The sequence below is a fragment of the Rudanella lutea DSM 19387 genome (assembly GCF_000383955.1).
Lineage (GTDB): Bacteria > Bacteroidota > Bacteroidia > Cytophagales > Spirosomataceae > Rudanella > Rudanella lutea.
Map to the genome: position 1 here is coordinate 1,160,279 of NZ_KB913013.1, position 18,331 is coordinate 1,178,609.

At 53.7% G+C, this 18,331-nt stretch carries 12 protein-coding genes; 4 read left to right on the top strand and 8 right to left on the bottom strand.

Translation table 11 applies throughout. The features are described from left to right. Window positions 1-9: 9 nt before the first annotated feature. The 3 genes from RUDLU_RS0105065 to RUDLU_RS0105075 all read right to left on the bottom strand — a co-directional run bounded on the left by RUDLU_RS0105065 (window position 10) and on the right by RUDLU_RS0105075 (window position 5,279). Window positions 10-3,510: a SusC/RagA family TonB-linked outer membrane protein gene (locus RUDLU_RS0105065; protein ID WP_083940519.1), complete on the bottom strand. Its 3,501-nt coding sequence runs from the start codon at window positions 3,508-3,510 to the stop codon at window positions 10-12. A 26-nt stretch (window positions 3,511-3,536) separates the two neighbouring features. Then, window positions 3,537-4,541, bottom strand: coding sequence for a FecR family protein (locus RUDLU_RS0105070; protein ID WP_019987270.1), 1,005 nt, complete (start codon window positions 4,539-4,541; stop codon window positions 3,537-3,539). Window positions 4,542-4,604: 63 nt separating this feature from the next. Continuing rightward, window positions 4,605-5,279: an RNA polymerase sigma-70 factor gene (locus RUDLU_RS0105075; protein WP_052316740.1), complete on the bottom strand. Its 675-nt coding sequence runs from the start codon at window positions 5,277-5,279 to the stop codon at window positions 4,605-4,607. A gap of 290 nt (window positions 5,280-5,569) precedes the next feature. On the opposite strand from RUDLU_RS0105075, the gene RUDLU_RS0105080 reads away from it, so the two are divergent. Then, window positions 5,570-6,091, top strand: coding sequence for a GNAT family N-acetyltransferase (locus RUDLU_RS0105080; protein ID WP_019987272.1), 522 nt, complete (start codon window positions 5,570-5,572; stop codon window positions 6,089-6,091). Window positions 6,092-6,143: 52 nt separating this feature from the next. On the opposite strand, the gene ftsH is transcribed toward RUDLU_RS0105080, so the two are convergent. Both ftsH and rsfS read right to left on the bottom strand, forming a co-directional pair. After that, the gene (gene ftsH, locus RUDLU_RS0105085) at window positions 6,144-8,168 is read right to left on the bottom strand and encodes an ATP-dependent zinc metalloprotease FtsH (RefSeq protein WP_019987273.1); all 2,025 of its coding nucleotides are present in this window, start codon (window positions 8,166-8,168) and stop codon (window positions 6,144-6,146) included. Between the two features lie 110 nt (window positions 8,169-8,278). Next, a complete protein-coding gene (gene rsfS, locus RUDLU_RS0105090) occupies window positions 8,279-8,713 on the bottom strand; it encodes a ribosome silencing factor (protein WP_019987274.1) in 435 nt (144 codons plus the stop codon). 141 nt (window positions 8,714-8,854) lie between these two features. On the opposite strand from rsfS, the gene RUDLU_RS0105095 reads away from it, so the two are divergent. Beyond that, entirely contained in the window at window positions 8,855-9,628 is a 774-nt protein-coding gene (locus RUDLU_RS0105095; RefSeq protein ID WP_157580093.1) for a biotin--[acetyl-CoA-carboxylase] ligase, read from the top strand. 400 nt (window positions 9,629-10,028) lie between these two features. Further along, window positions 10,029-12,983: a T9SS type A sorting domain-containing protein gene (locus RUDLU_RS29620; protein ID WP_020657216.1), complete on the top strand. Its 2,955-nt coding sequence runs from the start codon at window positions 10,029-10,031 to the stop codon at window positions 12,981-12,983. 56 nt (window positions 12,984-13,039) lie between these two features. Here the strand turns inward: RUDLU_RS29620 and RUDLU_RS0105105 are convergent, their stop codons facing one another. The 3 genes from RUDLU_RS0105105 to RUDLU_RS0105115 form a co-directional block, all read right to left on the bottom strand. Continuing rightward, the gene (locus tag RUDLU_RS0105105) at window positions 13,040-13,771 is read right to left on the bottom strand and encodes a LytR/AlgR family response regulator transcription factor (protein ID WP_019987276.1); all 732 of its coding nucleotides are present in this window, start codon (window positions 13,769-13,771) and stop codon (window positions 13,040-13,042) included. Next, a complete protein-coding gene (locus RUDLU_RS0105110; RefSeq protein WP_019987277.1) occupies window positions 13,764-14,852 on the bottom strand; it encodes a sensor histidine kinase in 1,089 nt (362 codons plus the stop codon). Before RUDLU_RS0105110 ends, RUDLU_RS0105105 begins: the two co-directional genes overlap by 8 nt. A gap of 334 nt (window positions 14,853-15,186) precedes the next feature. Beyond that, window positions 15,187-17,226: a M3 family metallopeptidase gene (locus tag RUDLU_RS0105115; protein WP_027302775.1), complete on the bottom strand. Its 2,040-nt coding sequence runs from the start codon at window positions 17,224-17,226 to the stop codon at window positions 15,187-15,189. A gap of 490 nt (window positions 17,227-17,716) precedes the next feature. On the opposite strand from RUDLU_RS0105115, the gene RUDLU_RS0105120 reads away from it, so the two are divergent. Continuing rightward, a complete protein-coding gene (locus RUDLU_RS0105120) occupies window positions 17,717-18,307 on the top strand; it encodes an outer membrane beta-barrel protein (protein WP_019987279.1) in 591 nt (196 codons plus the stop codon). Window positions 18,308-18,331: the final 24 nt, after the last annotated feature.

The window sequence follows — 18,331 nt, forward strand, 5'->3', positions numbered from 1 at the left end:
TTAGGCTGATTAAAGTCCGATGTTGAGCCCGGCCATAAATACCCGTGGCTTGGGATAATCGTACAGGGCTACCCCCTGATCGAAGGCATTTCCGGTGGTCGACACTTCGGGGTCGTACCCCTCGTATTTGGTACGCAGGAAGAAGTTCTGCACCGACGCAAAGGCGCGCAGCCGGTTCAGTTTCAGCTTACTGGCGATGGGTGCCGGGAACGTGTACGACAGTAGCAGGTTGCGACCCCGGATAAACGAGCCATCCTGCACGCGGTGGGTGTCTTCGTTGGTGTTGTACCCTGCCGATACGGGCCGGAACTGCGCAATGGGCGTGTTCTGGTTTTCGGGTGTCCAGGCGTTGAGCACCGTCTTGAAACTGTTGGCAATACCCTGACGGTCTTCGGCCGAGTGCTGACTGCGGAACAGAACATCGTTGCCGTACATGAATTGCAGATCAACGGTAAGGTCGAAGTTGCGGTAGCGGAAGTTGTTGAGCAACGTCCCGAATCCGTCGGGGATACCCTTGCCAATGATAACCCGGTCTTTGTCGTTGATGACGCCGTCCTGATTTACGTCCTGGTACTTCACGTCGCCCGGTTTTTTGAGGTATTTGGCCGCCTGCGACTCCTCGGCCGTACCCCAGGTACCCTGATGCACAAACCCAAAGTACGAGCCTACCGGCTGTTGCTCCCGCACAATGGTGAAGCCCACAAAAATGTCGGAGCCACCCGTGAGGGCCAATACCTTGTTTTTGTTGAACGAGATATTGAACGTCGTATTCCAGCTAAACCCGCCCGTGTTGACGTTCACACTGTTCAGGGCCAGTTCGACACCCCGGTTTTCCATACTACCCACGTTTTTGGCGACCGTTTCGTAGCCGCTACTGAAGGGTACGGGGGCATTCAGGAGCATATCGGTAGTGAGTTTGCGGTACAGGTCAAGCTCCAGCGACAGCCGGTTGTTGAACAAACCAAGTTCGAGACCCACATCGACCTGATGGGTTTTCTCCCAACGCAGGTCGGGGTTGGCGAGTCGGCCGGTGCCTACGCCAATAGCACGTGCATTACCAAAAATGACCGAGTAGTTGCCCAGACCCGCGAGGGCCTGATAAGCTGTAATTTCGGAATTACCCGTGACCCCATAGCTGGTGCGGAGTTTCAGATTCGAGATGACAGGCACGCTCTTCATGAAATCTTCTTCGATAACGCGCCAGGCCAAAGCCGCCGAGGGAAAAAAGGCGTACCGGTTCGACGAACCAAACTTCGACGAGCCATCGACCCGGCCCGTGAGCGTAAACAGGTACTTGTCGCGCAGACCGTAGTTGACCCGCCCGAAGTACGAGTTGAGGCCGTAGCCCACCGCCGACGAGCTGGGGGCCTGCGGCACTGAACCCGCGCCGAGGTTATTGAACAGGAAATAATCGTCCTGGAAATTCTGGGTGGCTGCCCGGCTCGTAAACCGGTCGACGTGCTGCCAGGCAAGCCCTAGCAGACCCGTAACCGAGTGCTGATTGGCAAACCGCTTGTTGTAGGTCAGGTAGTTTTCAAACTGCCATGAATTGTGCCGCTCGCTGGTGATGGCCGCTGTACCACCCTGATTCCGCGAGATGTAGTTCAGCGTGCGGCCCGCGTATTCGTTAATACCCTGATTGATGATGTTGGTACCCAGCGTAGTGCGGAGTTCAAGGTCTTTGGTCAGGTTGATATTGGTGTACACATTGCCCAGCATGGTTTGCGTGTTCACCAGAAACAGGCGCTCTTTCAGAATGTTGACCGGGTTGCCGCCCCCTTCCATACCGGGGTAGTCTTCATTACCACCCCATCGGCCGTCGGGGTACTTGACCGGGATAATAGGCAGAGCCTCCAGTACCTGACGCATGGCAATAATACCACCCGCGCCGAGGGGGTCAACCTGGTTCTCTTTCTGGTCGTTGTAGCTGAGCGAGCCACCCACCCGAATCCAGTTTTTGAGCTGACTGTCGAACACAAACCGGCCGGCATACCGCTTCAGGTACGACTCACGCACCAGGCCGTTTTCGTTCCGGTAGCCCAGGTACACCCCAAAATTGTCTTTGCTGTTGCCACCTGCAAACGACAGCTGATGGTTCTGTGTGAGGGCCCGCTGAAACGACTCATCCTGCCAATCGGTATCGTAGAGGGGCTGGCCGCTGGCATCGAACAGCAGCGGGTTGGTACGTTTGGTTTTGGGGTCTTTGTACTTGCCACCCGCCCAGCCCACGGGGTCATATTTCTGGGCATTCTGGTAGGCAATATCTTCGACCATCAGAAACTCTTTCGAGTTGAGAAGCGGAATTTTACGCGGCAACACGCCCACGCTGAAGTCAGTATCGTAGGTAATGCGCCCGCCCGTGGTGCTGCCCCGCTTGGTGGTGACCAGAATAACCCCGTTGGCACCCCGTGCGCCGTAGATGGCCGTTGCCGACGCATCTTTCAGGACTTCGATAGACGCAATATCGTTGGGGTTGATGTAGTCGATGGGGGTACTCCCGTTGGTCAGACCCGACGCGTTCAGAATCACCCCGTCGATCACGTAGAGCGGGTTATTGGCTACACTCACCGACGTATTGCCCCGAATACGGATGTTGGCCCGGCCACCCGGCCGACCCGAGTTGACCGATACGTTGACGCCCGGAATCCGCCCGGCCAGCCCCTGATTGAGCGACGCGGCCGGCCGTTCCTGCAACATTTCGGCTTTTACAGTACCCACGGCCCCCGTCAGGTCCGATTTTTTCTGGACCCCGTAACCCACCACGACTACTTCGTTGAGGAGTTTCTGGTCGGGGGCCAGTTGTACGTCGATCACCGACCGGTTGCCCACTACAACCTCCTGATTGGTGTAGCCAACAAACGAGAAAACGAGGGTTGTATTGGCCGCATTTTCGTCGGGGATTCCCAGCCGAAAGGCCCCTTCGGCGTCGGTAGTGGTACCGCGAGTGGTGCCTTTAATCACCACGCTTACGCCTGGCAGAGCCTCGTTGCTTTCGCTTTTAACCGTGCCCGTAATGGTCCGGTCGACCTGCTCGATGCGGGGTAGGCGCATCGTATTTTCGGCCGATCGGGTTGTGGGTACCGACTGCCGACTTGCCTGTAGCATCAGGTCGGCATCGGGAATAAACGAAGTGGTTTCGGCCACTTTACGCGCTTTCCGGTTGCCAACAATCAGGTACGAATTGCCATTGACTTTTTTGTAACGTAACCCCAATGGGCTGAGCACATTGGCCAGGTTTTCCTCGAGAGTTGCCCGCTGACTGATAGCCGCAGGAGTTACGACCAGTCCTTCCACCGCGGCTCGTTCAAACAGAATATTTACGTTGTAACGGCTGTTAAATTCGGTCAGCACATCTTTTAGCTGACGAGCACTGGGCGCATGATCCTGCGCGGTACCGCGTTGGGTATTACTTGCCAGCAAAACACCCTGCGACTGCCCCGGCTGCGTCGACAAAAGCAAAACAGAGAGCGGTAGTCCTAACTGAATGGACCTTCGTAACTGATTTTTCATGAAAGGTAAGGTTTACTTGTTGGGGGTTAATGACTCGTCAATTGCACTCGGTTTTCTTGCCGGATTACGTTGATATCCAGCAGCTCAGAAATAAATTGCAGCAGTTGGTCAGGGTCACCGGCCTGTATGGAGCCTACCAGCACCCGATCGGCCAGTTCGGGGCTACTGATCTGCACCTGCAACCCATAGCGTTCTTCGAGCATAAAGGCCACTTCGCGCAGGGGCGTTTCGTCGAACACAAATCGATTCCCGGCCGAAAGGGGGAGCGGGCTTGTGGGTTTCACGGCCGTCAGCGCCATGTGCCGCCCCGGTTCAAACGTTGCCAGTTGGCCGGGCTTCATCAACAGTTCACGGGCTTGGCCACCGTCGCGGTATTGAAGTTGAATCTGTCCTTTGGTGAGGGCCACGCGGGCTCCCCGATTGCGTGCAAACACCGTAAACTCGGTGCCCAGCACCACCACTTCCACGTTCTTGTTTGTTTTGACCACAAACCGGCTATTGTCCAGTGTGTGCGTCACCGAAAAGTCGGCCTCACCCGTCAACCAGACCTCGCGGGTGCGCTGGCCAAACCCCCACCGGGGTACCCGCAGCTGCGAGTTGGGGTTTAGCCGCACCCGACTTCCATCCGACAAGGTCAGGGCGCGGGTTTCGCCATAGACCGTCCGGTACGTTTGGTACTGAAGGCGGTCGCGCAGGAAAAACGCCGTCAGGCCCAGCAACACGATTATCGAAGCCGCCATAAACCAGGGGCGGTTCCACCACGGGCTGGCGTGCAGCGGTACCACCGGTGCCAACAGCGTCACCTCATCGGTATTGGCGTTGGCATCCAGATAAGCCCGGTACTGTTCGTACGCCCTTTCGGTAGGCGCTATGTACTGCGGGTGCCGGGTTTCCCATTCCTCCAGCCATTCGTAGTACGTTTCTTCGTTTTTGGGATCACGCAGCCACTGCGCAATCAGCTCACGTTGAAGTGTAGAGGTTTTACGGGCAAAATGCCTGAATATAAAGTCTTTGTTGATGTCTGTTCCCATGTGCGTTCGCTGCTTTTGTAGGTCAACTTTCCGGGTTCCTTCGCGAACCAATCCCAATCCTCTCTACCAGCCGTACCCCAGTGCCAGAGCAACTGTAAGCCAGTAATCCTTAAGGCCCCGCCGTACCAGACTCAATGCTTTTACAATGTGCACTTCAACAGTTTTGACCGACAACCCCAGCTCCGAGGCTATATCCTGATACTTTTTGCCCTCGAATCGGCTGAGTAAGAACACTTTCCGGCATTGCGGAGGTAGCCGTTCGACCAGGTCCTCAACTTTGTGCAGCACCTCTTCGTATTGCATAATCTGGTCGGGTTGCTGGCTAAAAGCCCCCTCCTGCACACCTGCCGTATCAATGGTGTCGAGATCCCGGAATTCGAGCCGCAGGTAGTTGTAGGCTTCGTTGCGCACACTCCGAAACAGGTAAAACCGGTACGAAGACGTGATATTTTCGTACGCTTTCGTTTTCCAGAATTTGCAAAACACATCGCTCACCAAATCTTCGGCTACCTCTCTGGAATATACGTACCGAACAGCATGACTACACAGTGCCCCATGATACCGACGGAAAAGCAATTCGCACCCTTTGCGGGGGTTATCGAGAAATACCGACCGGACAAAAAACTCGGTGTCCTGCCGATCTGCCAACTCACTCGCATCCCCACCTACCACGGTTGGCCCTACTTTTTCCATCTGGGTTTCCTCAACCTCCGACTCAACCATTCGACGAACTTGCATAAGGCAGGGGGTTTAAGACAACTCCTTAGATAAAATCTATTTCATATTAGTAAAGACAACTTTTAGCGAAAATCACCTTACTTGATTTTTAAATTTTCTCCGATAAATCCTCTTTTAGCCTTTTCCTTATTGTATGGCCCGTTTAATTTCTTTCTGACAGGTAAGCTAACACAACATCATACTCCCTTTCTCGCAAAAAGTCTGACCGGCGCTCTACGCCTTTTTTACCTCGAATCGACGAACTTTGTCGTCACAATACTCCTCGCAGTTTCGTTTTAGTTTGTATTCAAATGCCCGCCGTACAGATCACCCCGCTTACCACCACCGATGCCCCTGCGCTCTCTGAGATTGCGCTCCGCGCCTACCGCGACCACTACCTCGATTACTGGTACGACCGGGGCGAGTGGTACATGAAACGCTCCTTTGACCCGGCGGTGCTCTCTGCCGAATTGGCCGATCCGACGGCTCTTTTCTTTTTGGTGAGTCTCGATAGTGAGCCTGTTGGCTTTCTCAAAATCAACCCCGATCATCCGCTACCGGGCACCACAGATCCCCGAAGTTTTGAACTGGAGCGCATTTATCTGATTGGCCGGGTAACAGGTCGGGGAGTGGGTCGGGCCGCGCTCACATTTACCGAAAACCTGGGCCGTGAACGGGGTAAAACAGTGTTATGGCTGAAGGCAATGGACACGAGTGATGCACTTCAGTTCTATAACCGGGTAGGATTCGAAACCTGCGGAACGTTACAGCTCGAATTCCCTCAGATGAAAGTAGAACGGCGTGGTATGGTTATTTTGAAAAAGGCGATTTGAGTGCATAAAAAAAGCCGCCCCAGATTAGGGCGGCTTTTTGACTAAATATTCTTTAAATCTGCGGTAACGATTCGGGTTCGGTTTGAGCAGGCTTCGACTCAGGCCCTATCTCTTCCTTCACCTCTTCGCCACGCTTCTTGTAAGCCTGATAGGCTGTGTCGCGCTCAAACGGACGACGACCAATCAGACGCTCCAGATCAGCCTGGTACAAAATCTCTTTCGACAGCAACTCCTGCGAGATAATCTCCAGAGCCTCGCGCTTGTCGGCGAGCAGGTTTTTGGTACGCTGATAAGCCTCATCGACAATCTTGCGGACTTCTTCGTCGATATGCTTGGCGGTTTCTTCCGAGTAGGGCTTGTTGAACGCGTATTCTGACTGCTTCGAATCATAGAACGAAACGTTGCCAATCTTGTCGTTCATGCCATACATGGTCACCATGCTATACGCCAGTTTGGTGATACGCTCCAGATCGCTCAGGGCACCGGTTGATACTTTACCGAACACCAGATCTTCGGCAGCCCGGCCACCCAGCGCCATGCACATCTCGTCGAGCAATTGCTCAGTGCGGTACAGGTACTGCTCACGGGGCAGGTACTGCGCGTAGCCCAGCGCGGCCACACCACGCGGTACGATGGTCACCTTCACGAGGGGATCGGCATGTTCGAGGAACCAGCCAGCCACGGCATGACCCGCTTCATGATAGGCCACAATCTCTTTTTCCTCGGGCGAAATAAGCTTGTTCTTCTTCTCCAGACCACCGATTACCCGGTCCATTGCGTCCTGGAAATCGATCATTTGAATAGACTCCTTATCCCGACGGGCCGCAATCAGGGCCGCTTCGTTACAAACGTTGGCGATTTCGGCACCGGCAAAACCGGGAGTCTGAGCAGCCAAATCTTTCGGGTCAACATCAGAATGCAGCTTGAGCGGCTTCAGGTGTACCTTAAAGATAGCCTCACGACCGACAATGTCCGGCTTATCGATGCTGATCTGCCGGTCGAAGCGACCGGGGCGCAGCAAGGCTGAGTCGAGTACATCGGGGCGGTTGGTAGCGGCCAAGATAATGATACCTGAGTCAGTTGCGAAACCGTCCATTTCTACCAGCAGCGAGTTGAGCGTGTTTTCGCGCTCGTCGTTGGCACCGGGCATGGCACCCCGCCCCCGCGAACGGCCTACGGCGTCGATTTCATCAATGAAGATGATACAGGGTGCTTTTTCTTTGGCTTGCTTGAAAAGGTCACGGACACGGGCAGCCCCAACCCCGACAAACATCTCCACAAAATCGGAGCCTGAAAGCGAGAAGAACGGCACCCCAGCCTCGCCAGCTACAGCCTTGGCCAACAGGGTCTTACCGGTACCCGGAGGGCCAACCAGCAACGCACCTTTGGGGATTTTAGCCCCCAGCTTGGTAAACTTAGTTGGCGCCTTGAGGTAATCAACAATCTCCTTGATTTCTTCTTTGGCCTCTTCCAGACCAGCTACCTCGTTGAACGTAATTTTCACCCGGTTCTCGGCGTCGAACAAAGCCGCCCGCGATTTACCAATGTTGAAAATCTGCCCACCGGGCCCGCCAGCCCCCGACATCCGACCCAGCAAAAAGTACATCGCCAGAATCATGATAATCAGGATGCCCCAGGTGCTGATAAAGCTACCCCAGTCACTGCGTTGTTCAAATTTGTACTCAATTTTCTCGTTGTCGCCAACGTTGGCCTGTAGTTTATCGAGATCTTCTTTAAACGACTCGCCGGAAGCCACCTGAAACGAGTAATGAGGGCCGCTACCGGTACCGAAGTACGGTTTCTCGGCAAACAGACTTTTGTATTTTGGGCTTTGAAGCGCCTGTTGGGTCAGTGTTACTTCAGCCACCCGATCGTTGACCACGGTTACCTCGGCAACCTCGCGGTCTTTCACCATCCGCTCAAAGCGTTTGAGGGAAATCTCGCGAACCGAACTGGTGCGGCTCATAAACGTGATTCCCAGAATAGCCGCAATCAGCAGGAAAACGATCCATCCCTGAAAATTCGGGCGCTTGGGCCCGCGGGATGACAGCGGATTTCTATTGTTATTCTCTGGCATTTCGACAGGTTGTACAAAAAGGGGTTTTCAAAGACTAACACCGTTTATAAAGTGAATGTTTCGGGGGCCGAAACGCCATTGATAGACGGTCAGATTAAGGGATAAGAAGCTTAAATGGCAACAGGAGCCTCGTCGGGGTTAGCTTCATCAAGATACTGAACGTCAGCATCGCCCCAAAGTTGCTCTAAATCATAAAATGCCCGGCGGTCTTTCTTAAACACGTGGGCCACAACGTCGACATAGTCGAGCAGAATCCACTCTTTGTTCATTTTACCTTCCTGGTGCCAGGGGTTCTGACCGGTGGCTTTATGCACTTCTTCATCAATGGAATTAGCAATGGCATCAATTTGCGTATCGGAGTTACCGGAACAGATAACGAAGTAATCGCAGATTGCATTTTTTACCTCCCGAAGATCCATCACGGCTATATCCACGGCTTTCTTCTCCTGCATTCCCTTCACAATCAGGTCCCGCAGTTCTTCGGAAGATACTTGATCGCTGTTGGCGCGCACGCGCTCAACGGCTGTTGAGTTGTTAATTATCATGCGTATGGTTTAAAATTTCAAGCTAAGCGTTCTCGGCTTAGTTTTGCACATCAGGTCTGTACGAGCGGGTGCGTTACCAAAGGGCAGGTCTGTCTGTCGCGCGCACCGTCAATGAAGCCTTTCACTAAACGTAACAAATTTTTGTACAAAATCCATCCCAAAACTCTTTTTATTGGCCAAAATTGTCAATACCTGCCAAGCTGTCAGTCTACGAATGACGAAGCCGCCGATCTGCTGAGCCAAACGGACCTCGCAGAGGGTACGCTCATTGTTACGGACAACCAAACGGCCGGGCGTGGGCAACGGGGCAATATCTGGCTGGCCGAGCCGGGGCAAAACCTGACGTTTTCACTCGTACTACGGCCTAATTTCCTGCCCGCAGCCCGGCAGTTCTGGCTCAACATAGCCGTATCGGTCGGGATTACCGACGCCCTGCTCCCCCTCACCGACGGCCTGATTCGGATCAAATGGCCCAACGATCTGTACATCGAGACCCAGAAAACCGGCGGTTTGCTCATCGAAAACACGATTCAGGGGCAATGGTTGGCGTGGTCTATTGTAGGCCTGGGCCTCAACCTCAATCAAACCACGTTTGCCTACCCCACCGCTACCTCGCTGCAAGCGCGGTTTCCGCTGCCCGAAGGCTATCACCTGCCGGGCGTCCTGACCTCGATCTGTGAACACATCGAGAAACGATACCTTCAGCTTAAAGCCGGTCATGAAGCCATCCTGAAAGCTACCTACCTGCAACGACTCTACCGGTTTGGGGAGGCAGGCCGGTTTCGGGATGCGCAAACCGGTACCGTTTTTACGGGCACCATCATAGGCGTAAACGAAAATGGGCAGTTGGTGCTTATGGTCGGTTCAGACAGGCAACATTTTAATTTTAAGGAAATCGAATTTTTGCACGACTGATATATGACGAAATCGTACTGTATCATACTCACGTTCAATGAGTTCAGATACCTAATCAATTTTGCCTATTCCAACAGGTCGGGAAGCCTAACAGCATTTTAATGTTTTGTCTATAGGTTTAGTATTAAACTTGCAACCAAGTCGAACGGCAAACAAGCCGTTTTGTCGCGTTGTTTTAGGATCTTCTTCTATCGATTGAGAAGATTTTCACAAAGACATCAGGGAGCGTTGAGGTAATCAACCAGGTTCGTAGATCAGGCAGGAAAACGATGTTTCGTATGGCCTCCCCACCGGGGGAGGCCACTTACCCACCTATGTTCGTCACTGATTAGAAGCGGGGCATTCGGTACGTTGGCTGTGGTTGCTTCTTGTACTTACCACTTAAAACCTACTGATTGAAATGCTTCACGTTTCTCTGAAACGCCTGGCCGCTTTATGCACGCTGGGAGCGCTTCTAAACGGTTCAGTTACCTTACCTTTAGAAGCGAGGCCAGCCGTTCACGACGGTCCGCCCGCAACCAACACTACCTCGGCCCAATCCCCTCTGAATGGGCTGGAAACCATCGAAAACGGTATTATCAAAGTTGGCGTTGACTCCCGTTACGGGGGGGCCATCTCGTACCTCGCTCCCATTGGCGGCCAAAACATGGTCAACAACTTCGACCCCGGACGCCAGTTTCAAATCTCCAATTACAGTGGCCCGGCCAATTATTCGCAGAACGGGAACGCTATGTGGTCGAGTATCGGCTGGAACCCGATTCAGGGTGGCGACTGGGCCGGTAACCCCGCCGAAGTTGTAGCGTTTCAGAAACAGGCCAACGAGATCTACGTTAAGACGATTGGCAAACAGTTTGCTCTCAACAACGTACCCGGCGAGGTGTACATTGAGCACTGGATTCGGCTATCGGGCAACGTAGTGAAGGTACACGCCAAGCTGACCCTGTTCCGCAGCGACCGTACCCAGTACGATGCCCGCTCGCAGGAACACCCCTGCCTCTTTATCAATCCGGCCTACAACAACGTGTACATGTATCAGGGCAACAGTCCCTATACCAACGGTGCCATGACCCGGATTGTGGCCCCAACCGAACAGGAGTACGTTCGGCCCGTGACCGAGCCCTGGATGGCCGCTACCAACAACAGTGGTTTTGGCGTGGGTTTGTTCAAACGGAACAACTACCAGTGGACCAAAGGCTTTTTCGGCGACAACTTCAACAGTGGTGAATTTGGCTTCAGCTCGACCTACGTTGCCGCTTCCGACTTCGTGGTACTCGACCACAACATTGTGCACGAGTGGGATTACGACCTGATTGTTGGCTCCATCGACCAGATTCGGAATTACGTGTATAGCCAGCCACGTCTGGGAGCCACGATCAATTACCGGTTTGATGATCAGACACGCAAAGGCTGGTACTACCACAAAGCGCAGGATACAGGCTGGCCCATCCAGAACAACCTGCACGTGATGGTATCGAACAAGTCAGAAGCAGCCATCAAATCACCCGCAGGTTTCTGGCGGGGGCGCGATAACAAAATCATTTATCTGCGGGCCGCCTTCCAGGGGCAATCAGACACGTACCGTATGATTTGGCGGCAACTGAACGACCGGGAGTTTATTCCGACCCCCGATCGGTACATCGACTTCCCGATTATCAACGACGGTCAGTTTCATACCTACGCCATTGACCTCAGCAAGCGCAGCAGCTGGACGGACCAGGAGATTGTACAGTTTATGTTTGGCCCCCGCTACGACGGACCCGATGTGAATGGCTGGGTAAAAATCGAGTCGGTCACAACCGACCCCAATGCTACCCCGGTCGCAACAACTCCGCCCCCGACGTACACCAGCCCCACACCTACCCCAACCGAACCGGTCACCAGCACTACGGGCCTGCAATTACTGCCACCAGCTTACGACTGCAACACGGGGGCACTCACGTTCAAGACTTCGGGCGGCAACGGTTCTACGATCGAATATATGGCGCTGGGTATTACGGGCTGGACAACAAACCCCAACCACATTGTGGATGCGGCTATCCGGCAAGACCCCATGACCACTACACTCAACCTGCAGGCTCGGCAGAGCGGAGTAGCCGTATCGTATGCGTTCCCGTTCAAGGCGTACTGCTCGGGCACGGCTATTGCAACCCCAATTACGGTTAGCCCGACTCCAACGGCCCCAAGCGGTACAGGGCTGCAACTGGTTGCTCCCGGCTATAATTGCAACACGGGAGCATTGACTTTCAAAACAACGGGCGGCAACGGATCAACGATTGAGTATATGGCTGTGGGCGTAACCGGCTGGACAACCAACCCTAATCAAATAGTGGATGCGGGTATCCGGCAAGACCCCACCGCGAAAACACTTACGCTACAGGCTCGACAAAATGGCATAACGGTGTCGTACACGTTTGATTTCCGGGCCTATTGTGCAGGAGGTACCACCACTGCCCCGCTGACTACCACTATGGCTGCTTCGATTACCAGCAGCACAGGTCTACAACTACTGGCACCGGCTTACGACTGCAACACCGGGGCGCTCACCTTCAAGACTTCGGGCGGCAACGGTTCTACGATCGAATACATGGCGATGGGTATCACGGGCTGGACAACAAATCCCAACCACATTGTGGATGCGGCCCTGCGGCAAGACCCCATGACTACCATGCTGACCTTACAGGCACGGCAGAGCGGAGTAGCTATCTCGTATTCATTCCCGTTCAAAGCATACTGCTCGGGCACGCTTACTACCACTTCGCCGACGGTCTCCACGAGCCCTGTCGGCGGCCTTAGTCCAACCACGGGAAGCACTTCGACAAGCCAATTGTTCCAGCTCATTATGCCTGCCTATAACTGTCAGACGGGTCAGATAACGTTCCGCACATCGGGCGGTAATGGGTCAACGATTGAGTATATGGCGATTGGGGTAACCGGCTGGACTACCAACCCGGTCCAAACGGTGGACCTCGGTCTCCGGCTCGATCCGGGTTCGAAACCCCTCTCGCTGCAAGCCCGTCAGAATGGTGTAACAGTAAGCTACACGTTCGACTTCCGGGCTTACTGCGCCAACACAGCCGCCCGCGTAGCTTCGTCGGAAGAAACGCCGTTGACGATTTCTGTCTGGGGTAACCCGGTTGTGGATCAGTTGGTGGTTGTGGTAGAAGGCTATACCGGCGAGACACTGGACTTCCGGATTGTGAACTACAATGGCGACGTGGTTGCCACCCGTACGCTCACGGGCAACGACCGCCCCGGTCAGCACGTGTTTGACCTGAGCGGTCAGGATGCGGGAGTTCTGGTCATGCAGGTAAGCGACGGCACCCGCGCTACCTCGACCAAGATTATCAAGCAGTAAGGGGAAGTTAACATACCAGTTAAACCGGTGAGGCCTTTGGGTCCTCACCGGTTTTTTTATTGCCGGTACCGCTGCTCAAAATGATCAACATAACTGCTACCGACCGGAATTTCCCGCGGGCCAACGTACAGCCTGGACCGCTGAAACGAGCTGATTTTGTCCAATGCAACAATAAACGATTTGTGGACCCGGCAAAACCGACTCACGGGCAGTTTGGCTTCGATGGCTTTCAGTGTCAGACGGCTTAGCAGCGGGCGGGTTTGCCCGGTCGTGTAGATTTTAACGTAGTCTTTGAGACCCTCTACGTACAGCACCTCGCTGTAAAAAACTTTAATCTCCCGGTACTCCGAGAAAATAAAGAAGAAGTCGGCGGGTTCTGGCTCGGCCGTTGCCGTCACTGTCGGTTCGGAGATAACACCCTGCCGAAGCTGGTACAAATCGTACGCTTTGTTTGCCGCTTTCAGAAGCCGCTCAAACGGAATAGGTTTCAGCAAATAGTCGACCACAGCCAGCTCGTACCCTTCGAGGGCATATTGTTCGTAAGCGGTTGTCAGAATCACCATAGGCGGCTTGGCCATGGTTCGTAGAAACTGGATTCCGGTCAGTACGGGCATCTGAATATCCAGAAACAAAAGGTCGATCGGCTCACGCTGCAACATCACCGACGCATCCAACGGGTTGCTAAACCGCCCGACCAACTCCAAAAACGGCACTTTGGCCATATCGTCGGCCAGAATATCGAGCGCAAACGGTTCGTCGTCGACCGCAATACAACGGAGTTTATGCATGATGGAGCTGGAGGGTTAGTACCACCCGAAACAGCAGATCGGTCTCGGTAATCTGCAAGGTATGGGTTTCTGGGTAATGCAAAGCCAACCGCTGCCGAACATTGGCAATCCCGATACCCGACTCAGCATTGACAGACCCCGATTCAGCCACGGTAATGGGCATAGGATTTTCGGCCCCAAACTCCAGCGTTTGTGCGTCTACCCGCAGCCATATGTCGATGCCCCCTCCTGCCTGATTGGTGCCGTACTTAAACGCATTTTCGACAAACGGAATAAACAGCAACGGCTCAATCTGGTGCTTATCAACATCACCCGACACCGTAAACCGAACCGTATGCCTGGCGGTCAGTCGCATTTTTTGCAAGTCGATGTAATGCTGTACATGCTCAACCTCCTGCCGCAAGGGCACCCAATCGTGCCGGGCCTGATAAATCATGTACCGCAGCAGTTGCGCCAACGTGATGATGGCGTTTTCGGTTTGGTCGGATTTCTGCCGGGCCAGCCACCGAATGTTATTGAGGGTATTGAACAGAAAGTGGGGGCTCACCTGCAATTTGAGCATGGCCAGCTCGGCCGAGACTTTTTCGAGGGCCATCTGCTGCTGAGCCTCAAGGGCGCGGGTATGGTACCGAAACAGGGCAATCATGGAGGCTACTACCATGGCAAACCCAAATGAAATGGCGGTACCCGGCAGGCTCGGCCAGGGGGAGCGTGGACCAAACAGACGGATAGTCGGGCGCATACCCGGCGGCATGGGTGGGGGCGGCATTCGGGGAGGCTGTGCAGGCGGAAACGCATAAAATGAGCCTACTTTAATAGCCAGTACACTGACCAGCATTAGTCCCATAATGAGCCAGAACCGCCGAGGTGAGCCTCCCTGCAACAAGGCCGGCGTGAGCCTACCCAGATTGATGTAAAAGTACACCATAATGAGCAGGCTGGTGAGTAATTGCGCCATACCTAAACTCAGCAAGTCCTGCGGGTTTCGCAGAAAACCGGGAATGGTCAGCAGAGGTAAGCTGATAAACACCAGCCAGCCCATGAGGTGAAGCGGGGTCTGATACCGTTCGAGAAACTTCATACTCCAGTTTACAAAAGTTTTCCGCTTCCCGTTGCCAAATCCAGGTCTGTGCCGATCTAAACCCTTTCTTTGCCGACCAATTTTAGGTTCGCCAGGGCTGTAGGCCTCCCGGTGCGTTGATCGGCACAATACCTTATTTACTCGGCACTGCCTCTCTTTGGAAGATCTGATATAACAAAAGCGAAGAAGCGACCCAGTGACGGGTCGCTTCTTCGCTTAGTATTCATACGTTTCGGTAGTCAGCTCTAAGCGGCTACTTTTACCGGGGGCTATTTATGGGGAAAGAGCCCCCCAATAAACTGAAAACTGTAGACTGAAAACCGTAAACTTCCCTTTACAAAATCAGACCGCTTCGGCGTAACATAGCCTTGGGCGATGGCTCCCGACCCCGGAACTTCTTGTACAGCTCCATGGGCTTCTCGCTGCCGCCTTTTTCGAGGACATTGGCCCGGAATTTTTCGGCTACTTCGCGGCTGTTCAGGCCACCCTTTTCCTTGAAGGCTTCAAACGCATCGGCGTCAAGCACCTCCGACCATTTGTAGCTGTAATAACCAGCCGAATACCCACCGGCAAAAATATGTGAGAACGCCGGGCTAAACGCGGTGCCCTTCACCGGCGGCAGCAACTGCACCAGCGAATCCACGCGGCTCTCTACCTCCGTCACCGACTCACCCGTGGGCTTCTGGCTGTGCCAGTACATATCGACCAGACCAAACCGGAGCTGACGCAGGTTGGCCATACCCGCCATGAAATTCTGGCTGGCCCGAATTTTCTCTACCAGTTCATTCGGAATTACTTCGCCGGTCTGGTAGTGCTTGGCAAACAAACGGAGTGCTTCGGGGTCGTAGCACCAGTTTTCCATCACCTGCGAAGGCAACTCTACAAAGTCGCGGGGTACGCTCGTACCCGACAGGCTCTCATACTGCCCATTGGCCAGCATACCGTGCAGGGCATGACCAAACTCGTGGAACAGGGTGGTCACCTCGTAAAAGCTCAGCAGCGAAGGCTTGGTCTCGGTTGGGCGCGAGAAATTACAAACGTTCACGATATGCGGCCGGATGTTCTGCCCGTTCACGATCTTCTGCCCCTGCACATCGTTCATCCAGGCACCGCTCCGCTTGCCCGGCCGGGGGAAGTAGTCGCCGTAGAAAACCGAGATAAACTTGCCGTCGCGGTCAAATACCTCGTAGGCCCGTACTTCGGGGTTATACACCGGAATCGACTTGTTTTCTTTGAACGTCAGGCCGTACATCTTGTTGGCCACCGTAAACACACCCTCCAGCACGTTTTCAAGTTTGAAGTACGGCTTCAGCGTCTCATCGTCAAGGTCGTATTTTTCCTTTTTGAGTTTCTCCGAGTAGTAGCTGTAGTCCCACTGCTCCACGCGGTCGCCGGTGAAGCCATGTGCTTTTGCGTAGGTGTTCAGCTCAGTGAGTTGCTTCTCGGCGGCTGGTTTGGCGTACGCCACCAGCTCGTTCAGAAAGCTCTGTACCTTATCTTTTGAGCCGGCCATGCTCTCTTCGAGTACAAAGTCAGCATGGGTTTTATAGCCCAGCAGGTTAGCCCGCTCGTAGCGCAGGTTCACCATTTTCTGGATAATGGCTGAGTTATCGTTCTTATCGCCCCGGAACCCGCGCGAGTTGAACGCCATGAACAGTTTCTGGCGCAGCGCCCGGTTATCGGCATACTGCATGAATGGACCGTAGCTAGGAGCCTGCAGGGTAAACATCCATCCCTCTTTTCCCTTCTGCTTAGCCGTCGACCGGGCGGCTTCACGAGCAAAATCGGGCAAGCCGGCGAGGTCTTTTTCGTCAGTCACGAGCATTGAGTACTCGTTGGTTTCGTTCAGCACATTCTCACCGAACTGAAGCGACAGTTGTGAGAGCTCCTTGTCAATGGCACGCAGCCGGTCTTTGTCTTTGGCGCTCAGGTTGGCACCGTTGCGGGCAAACCGCTTATACGTTTTTTCGAGCAGCATCTGGCTCTCGGTATCGAGTTTCAGACTGGCACGGGTGTCGTACACCGCTTTGATACGGCCAAAGAGTTTTTCGTTGAGTGTAATGTCGTTGCCGTACTCAGTTAGCAAAGGCGATGCTTCGCGCACGATTCCCTGTAGCTCAGGGGTAGTTTCGGCACTGTTCAGGTTAAACAGGATCGACACGGTACGGCCCAGCAAATCGCCCGAGCGTTCGAGGGCAACAATCGTGTTTTCGAACGTTGGTTTGGCCGGGTTGGCCGCAATAGCGTCAACCTCTTTACGGCCCTGCACCATTCCTTCCTTAATAGCGGGGAGGTAATGCTCGTTTTTAATGAGCGCAAACGGGGCCGTCTGGTGGGGCGTTGCAAACGCCTGAAGAAGCGGATTTTGAGTCATACGATCAGAGGGGGTAGACGCCGACTTCACCGCAGCGCGGGCCGATGCCGGCTGCGTAGTCGGGCTGGCCGGGCGGCTGTTCTGCTGGGCCAAACCGGCGTGAGTCAGTAAAGCCAGCGTAGCTACCGTACTAGCTTGTTTTCCGAATGTTAACATGTATGAAGCGTTTGTAGTGCATTTAAACCCTAAAATTAGGTCATTTCACCCCGTTGGCGAATAGATAATCTTCATTTTGGGATGAACGGTTGTCTGAGCCATTAAACGAACGGGCCTTTGTACCATCAAAGAGATATTCCAGTACGTTAATACATTGAAAGTGAAATTTTTTCATTAAAATTTCACACATAAATACCTGAACATCAGCTTACCCCATCGAATCGCTTTGATTGGTATATTTTCATTTGGTCCTCAGACACAGTAGTTTTGGTCACCACAGGTAGCGTTGGGACTACCTAACAAGTCCACCACATTCTTTACACGATTGAATTTTATGAGAAAAGTCCTCGCCGTAGTACTCGGGTTATTGGCTTATGGAGCCAATGCTCAAGATTTTAAACCCTTCAAAGTAAACACATCGCTGGGGTATGCCAAGCCAATGGGTGCTGGCTCATCGGCCGGGATTCTACTTTCGGTAGAACCTAAGTACGGTCTTAACGATCAGATCGATGTAGGTCTGCGCATGGAGGGGGCATTTATGGCCCGCGCTGCCGAGATCGCCGGTGAAATGGCCGACTCAGAAATCAGCATTTCGTCGTCGTATGTACTCACAGGTACCTACATGCTGACCAACACGTACTTCCGACCCTACGTAGGTATTGGAGGTGGTCTGTATTCGGTGGGCAGCCTGAGTTTTAGTGAGAATTCATCCGACCTTGGCGTAGGCGCATCGCGCAAGCTGGGGGCTATGGCGCGGGTTGGCTTTAAACTGGGCCATTTCAACATGGGCGTGGAGTATAACCTCGTCCCAACCACCAAATACACGGTTTCTATGATGAATGGGACCGTAGCCCCGGCCAAATCCAACAACTCGTACCTCGGCTTCAAGCTGGGATTCGACATTGGCGGGGGGTATTACGAATAATTGATTCGCACACGCCCAACCTAC

Bases quoted from the DNA above. Each gene is read 5' to 3' on its own strand.
- RUDLU_RS0105065 (WP_083940519.1), bottom strand. From the start codon at position 3,510: ATGAAAAATCAGTTACGAAGGTCCATTCAGTTAGGACTACCGCTCTCT.
- RUDLU_RS0105070 (WP_019987270.1), bottom strand. From the start codon at position 4,541: ATGGGAACAGACATCAACAAAGACTTTATATTCAGGCATTTTGCCCGT.
- RUDLU_RS0105075 (WP_052316740.1), bottom strand. From the start codon at position 5,279: ATGCAAGTTCGTCGAATGGTTGAGTCGGAGGTTGAGGAAACCCAGATG.
- RUDLU_RS0105080 (WP_019987272.1), top strand. From the start codon at position 5,570: ATGCCCGCCGTACAGATCACCCCGCTTACCACCACCGATGCCCCTGCG.
- ftsH (WP_019987273.1), bottom strand. From the start codon at position 8,168: ATGCCAGAGAATAACAATAGAAATCCGCTGTCATCCCGCGGGCCCAAG.
- rsfS (WP_019987274.1), bottom strand. From the start codon at position 8,713: ATGATAATTAACAACTCAACAGCCGTTGAGCGCGTGCGCGCCAACAGC.
- RUDLU_RS29620 (WP_020657216.1), top strand. From the start codon at position 10,029: ATGCTTCACGTTTCTCTGAAACGCCTGGCCGCTTTATGCACGCTGGGA.
- RUDLU_RS0105105 (WP_019987276.1), bottom strand. From the start codon at position 13,771: ATGCATAAACTCCGTTGTATTGCGGTCGACGACGAACCGTTTGCGCTC.
- RUDLU_RS0105110 (WP_019987277.1), bottom strand. From the start codon at position 14,852: ATGAAGTTTCTCGAACGGTATCAGACCCCGCTTCACCTCATGGGCTGG.
- RUDLU_RS0105115 (WP_027302775.1), bottom strand. From the start codon at position 17,226: ATGACTCAAAATCCGCTTCTTCAGGCGTTTGCAACGCCCCACCAGACG.
- RUDLU_RS0105120 (WP_019987279.1), top strand. From the start codon at position 17,717: ATGAGAAAAGTCCTCGCCGTAGTACTCGGGTTATTGGCTTATGGAGCC.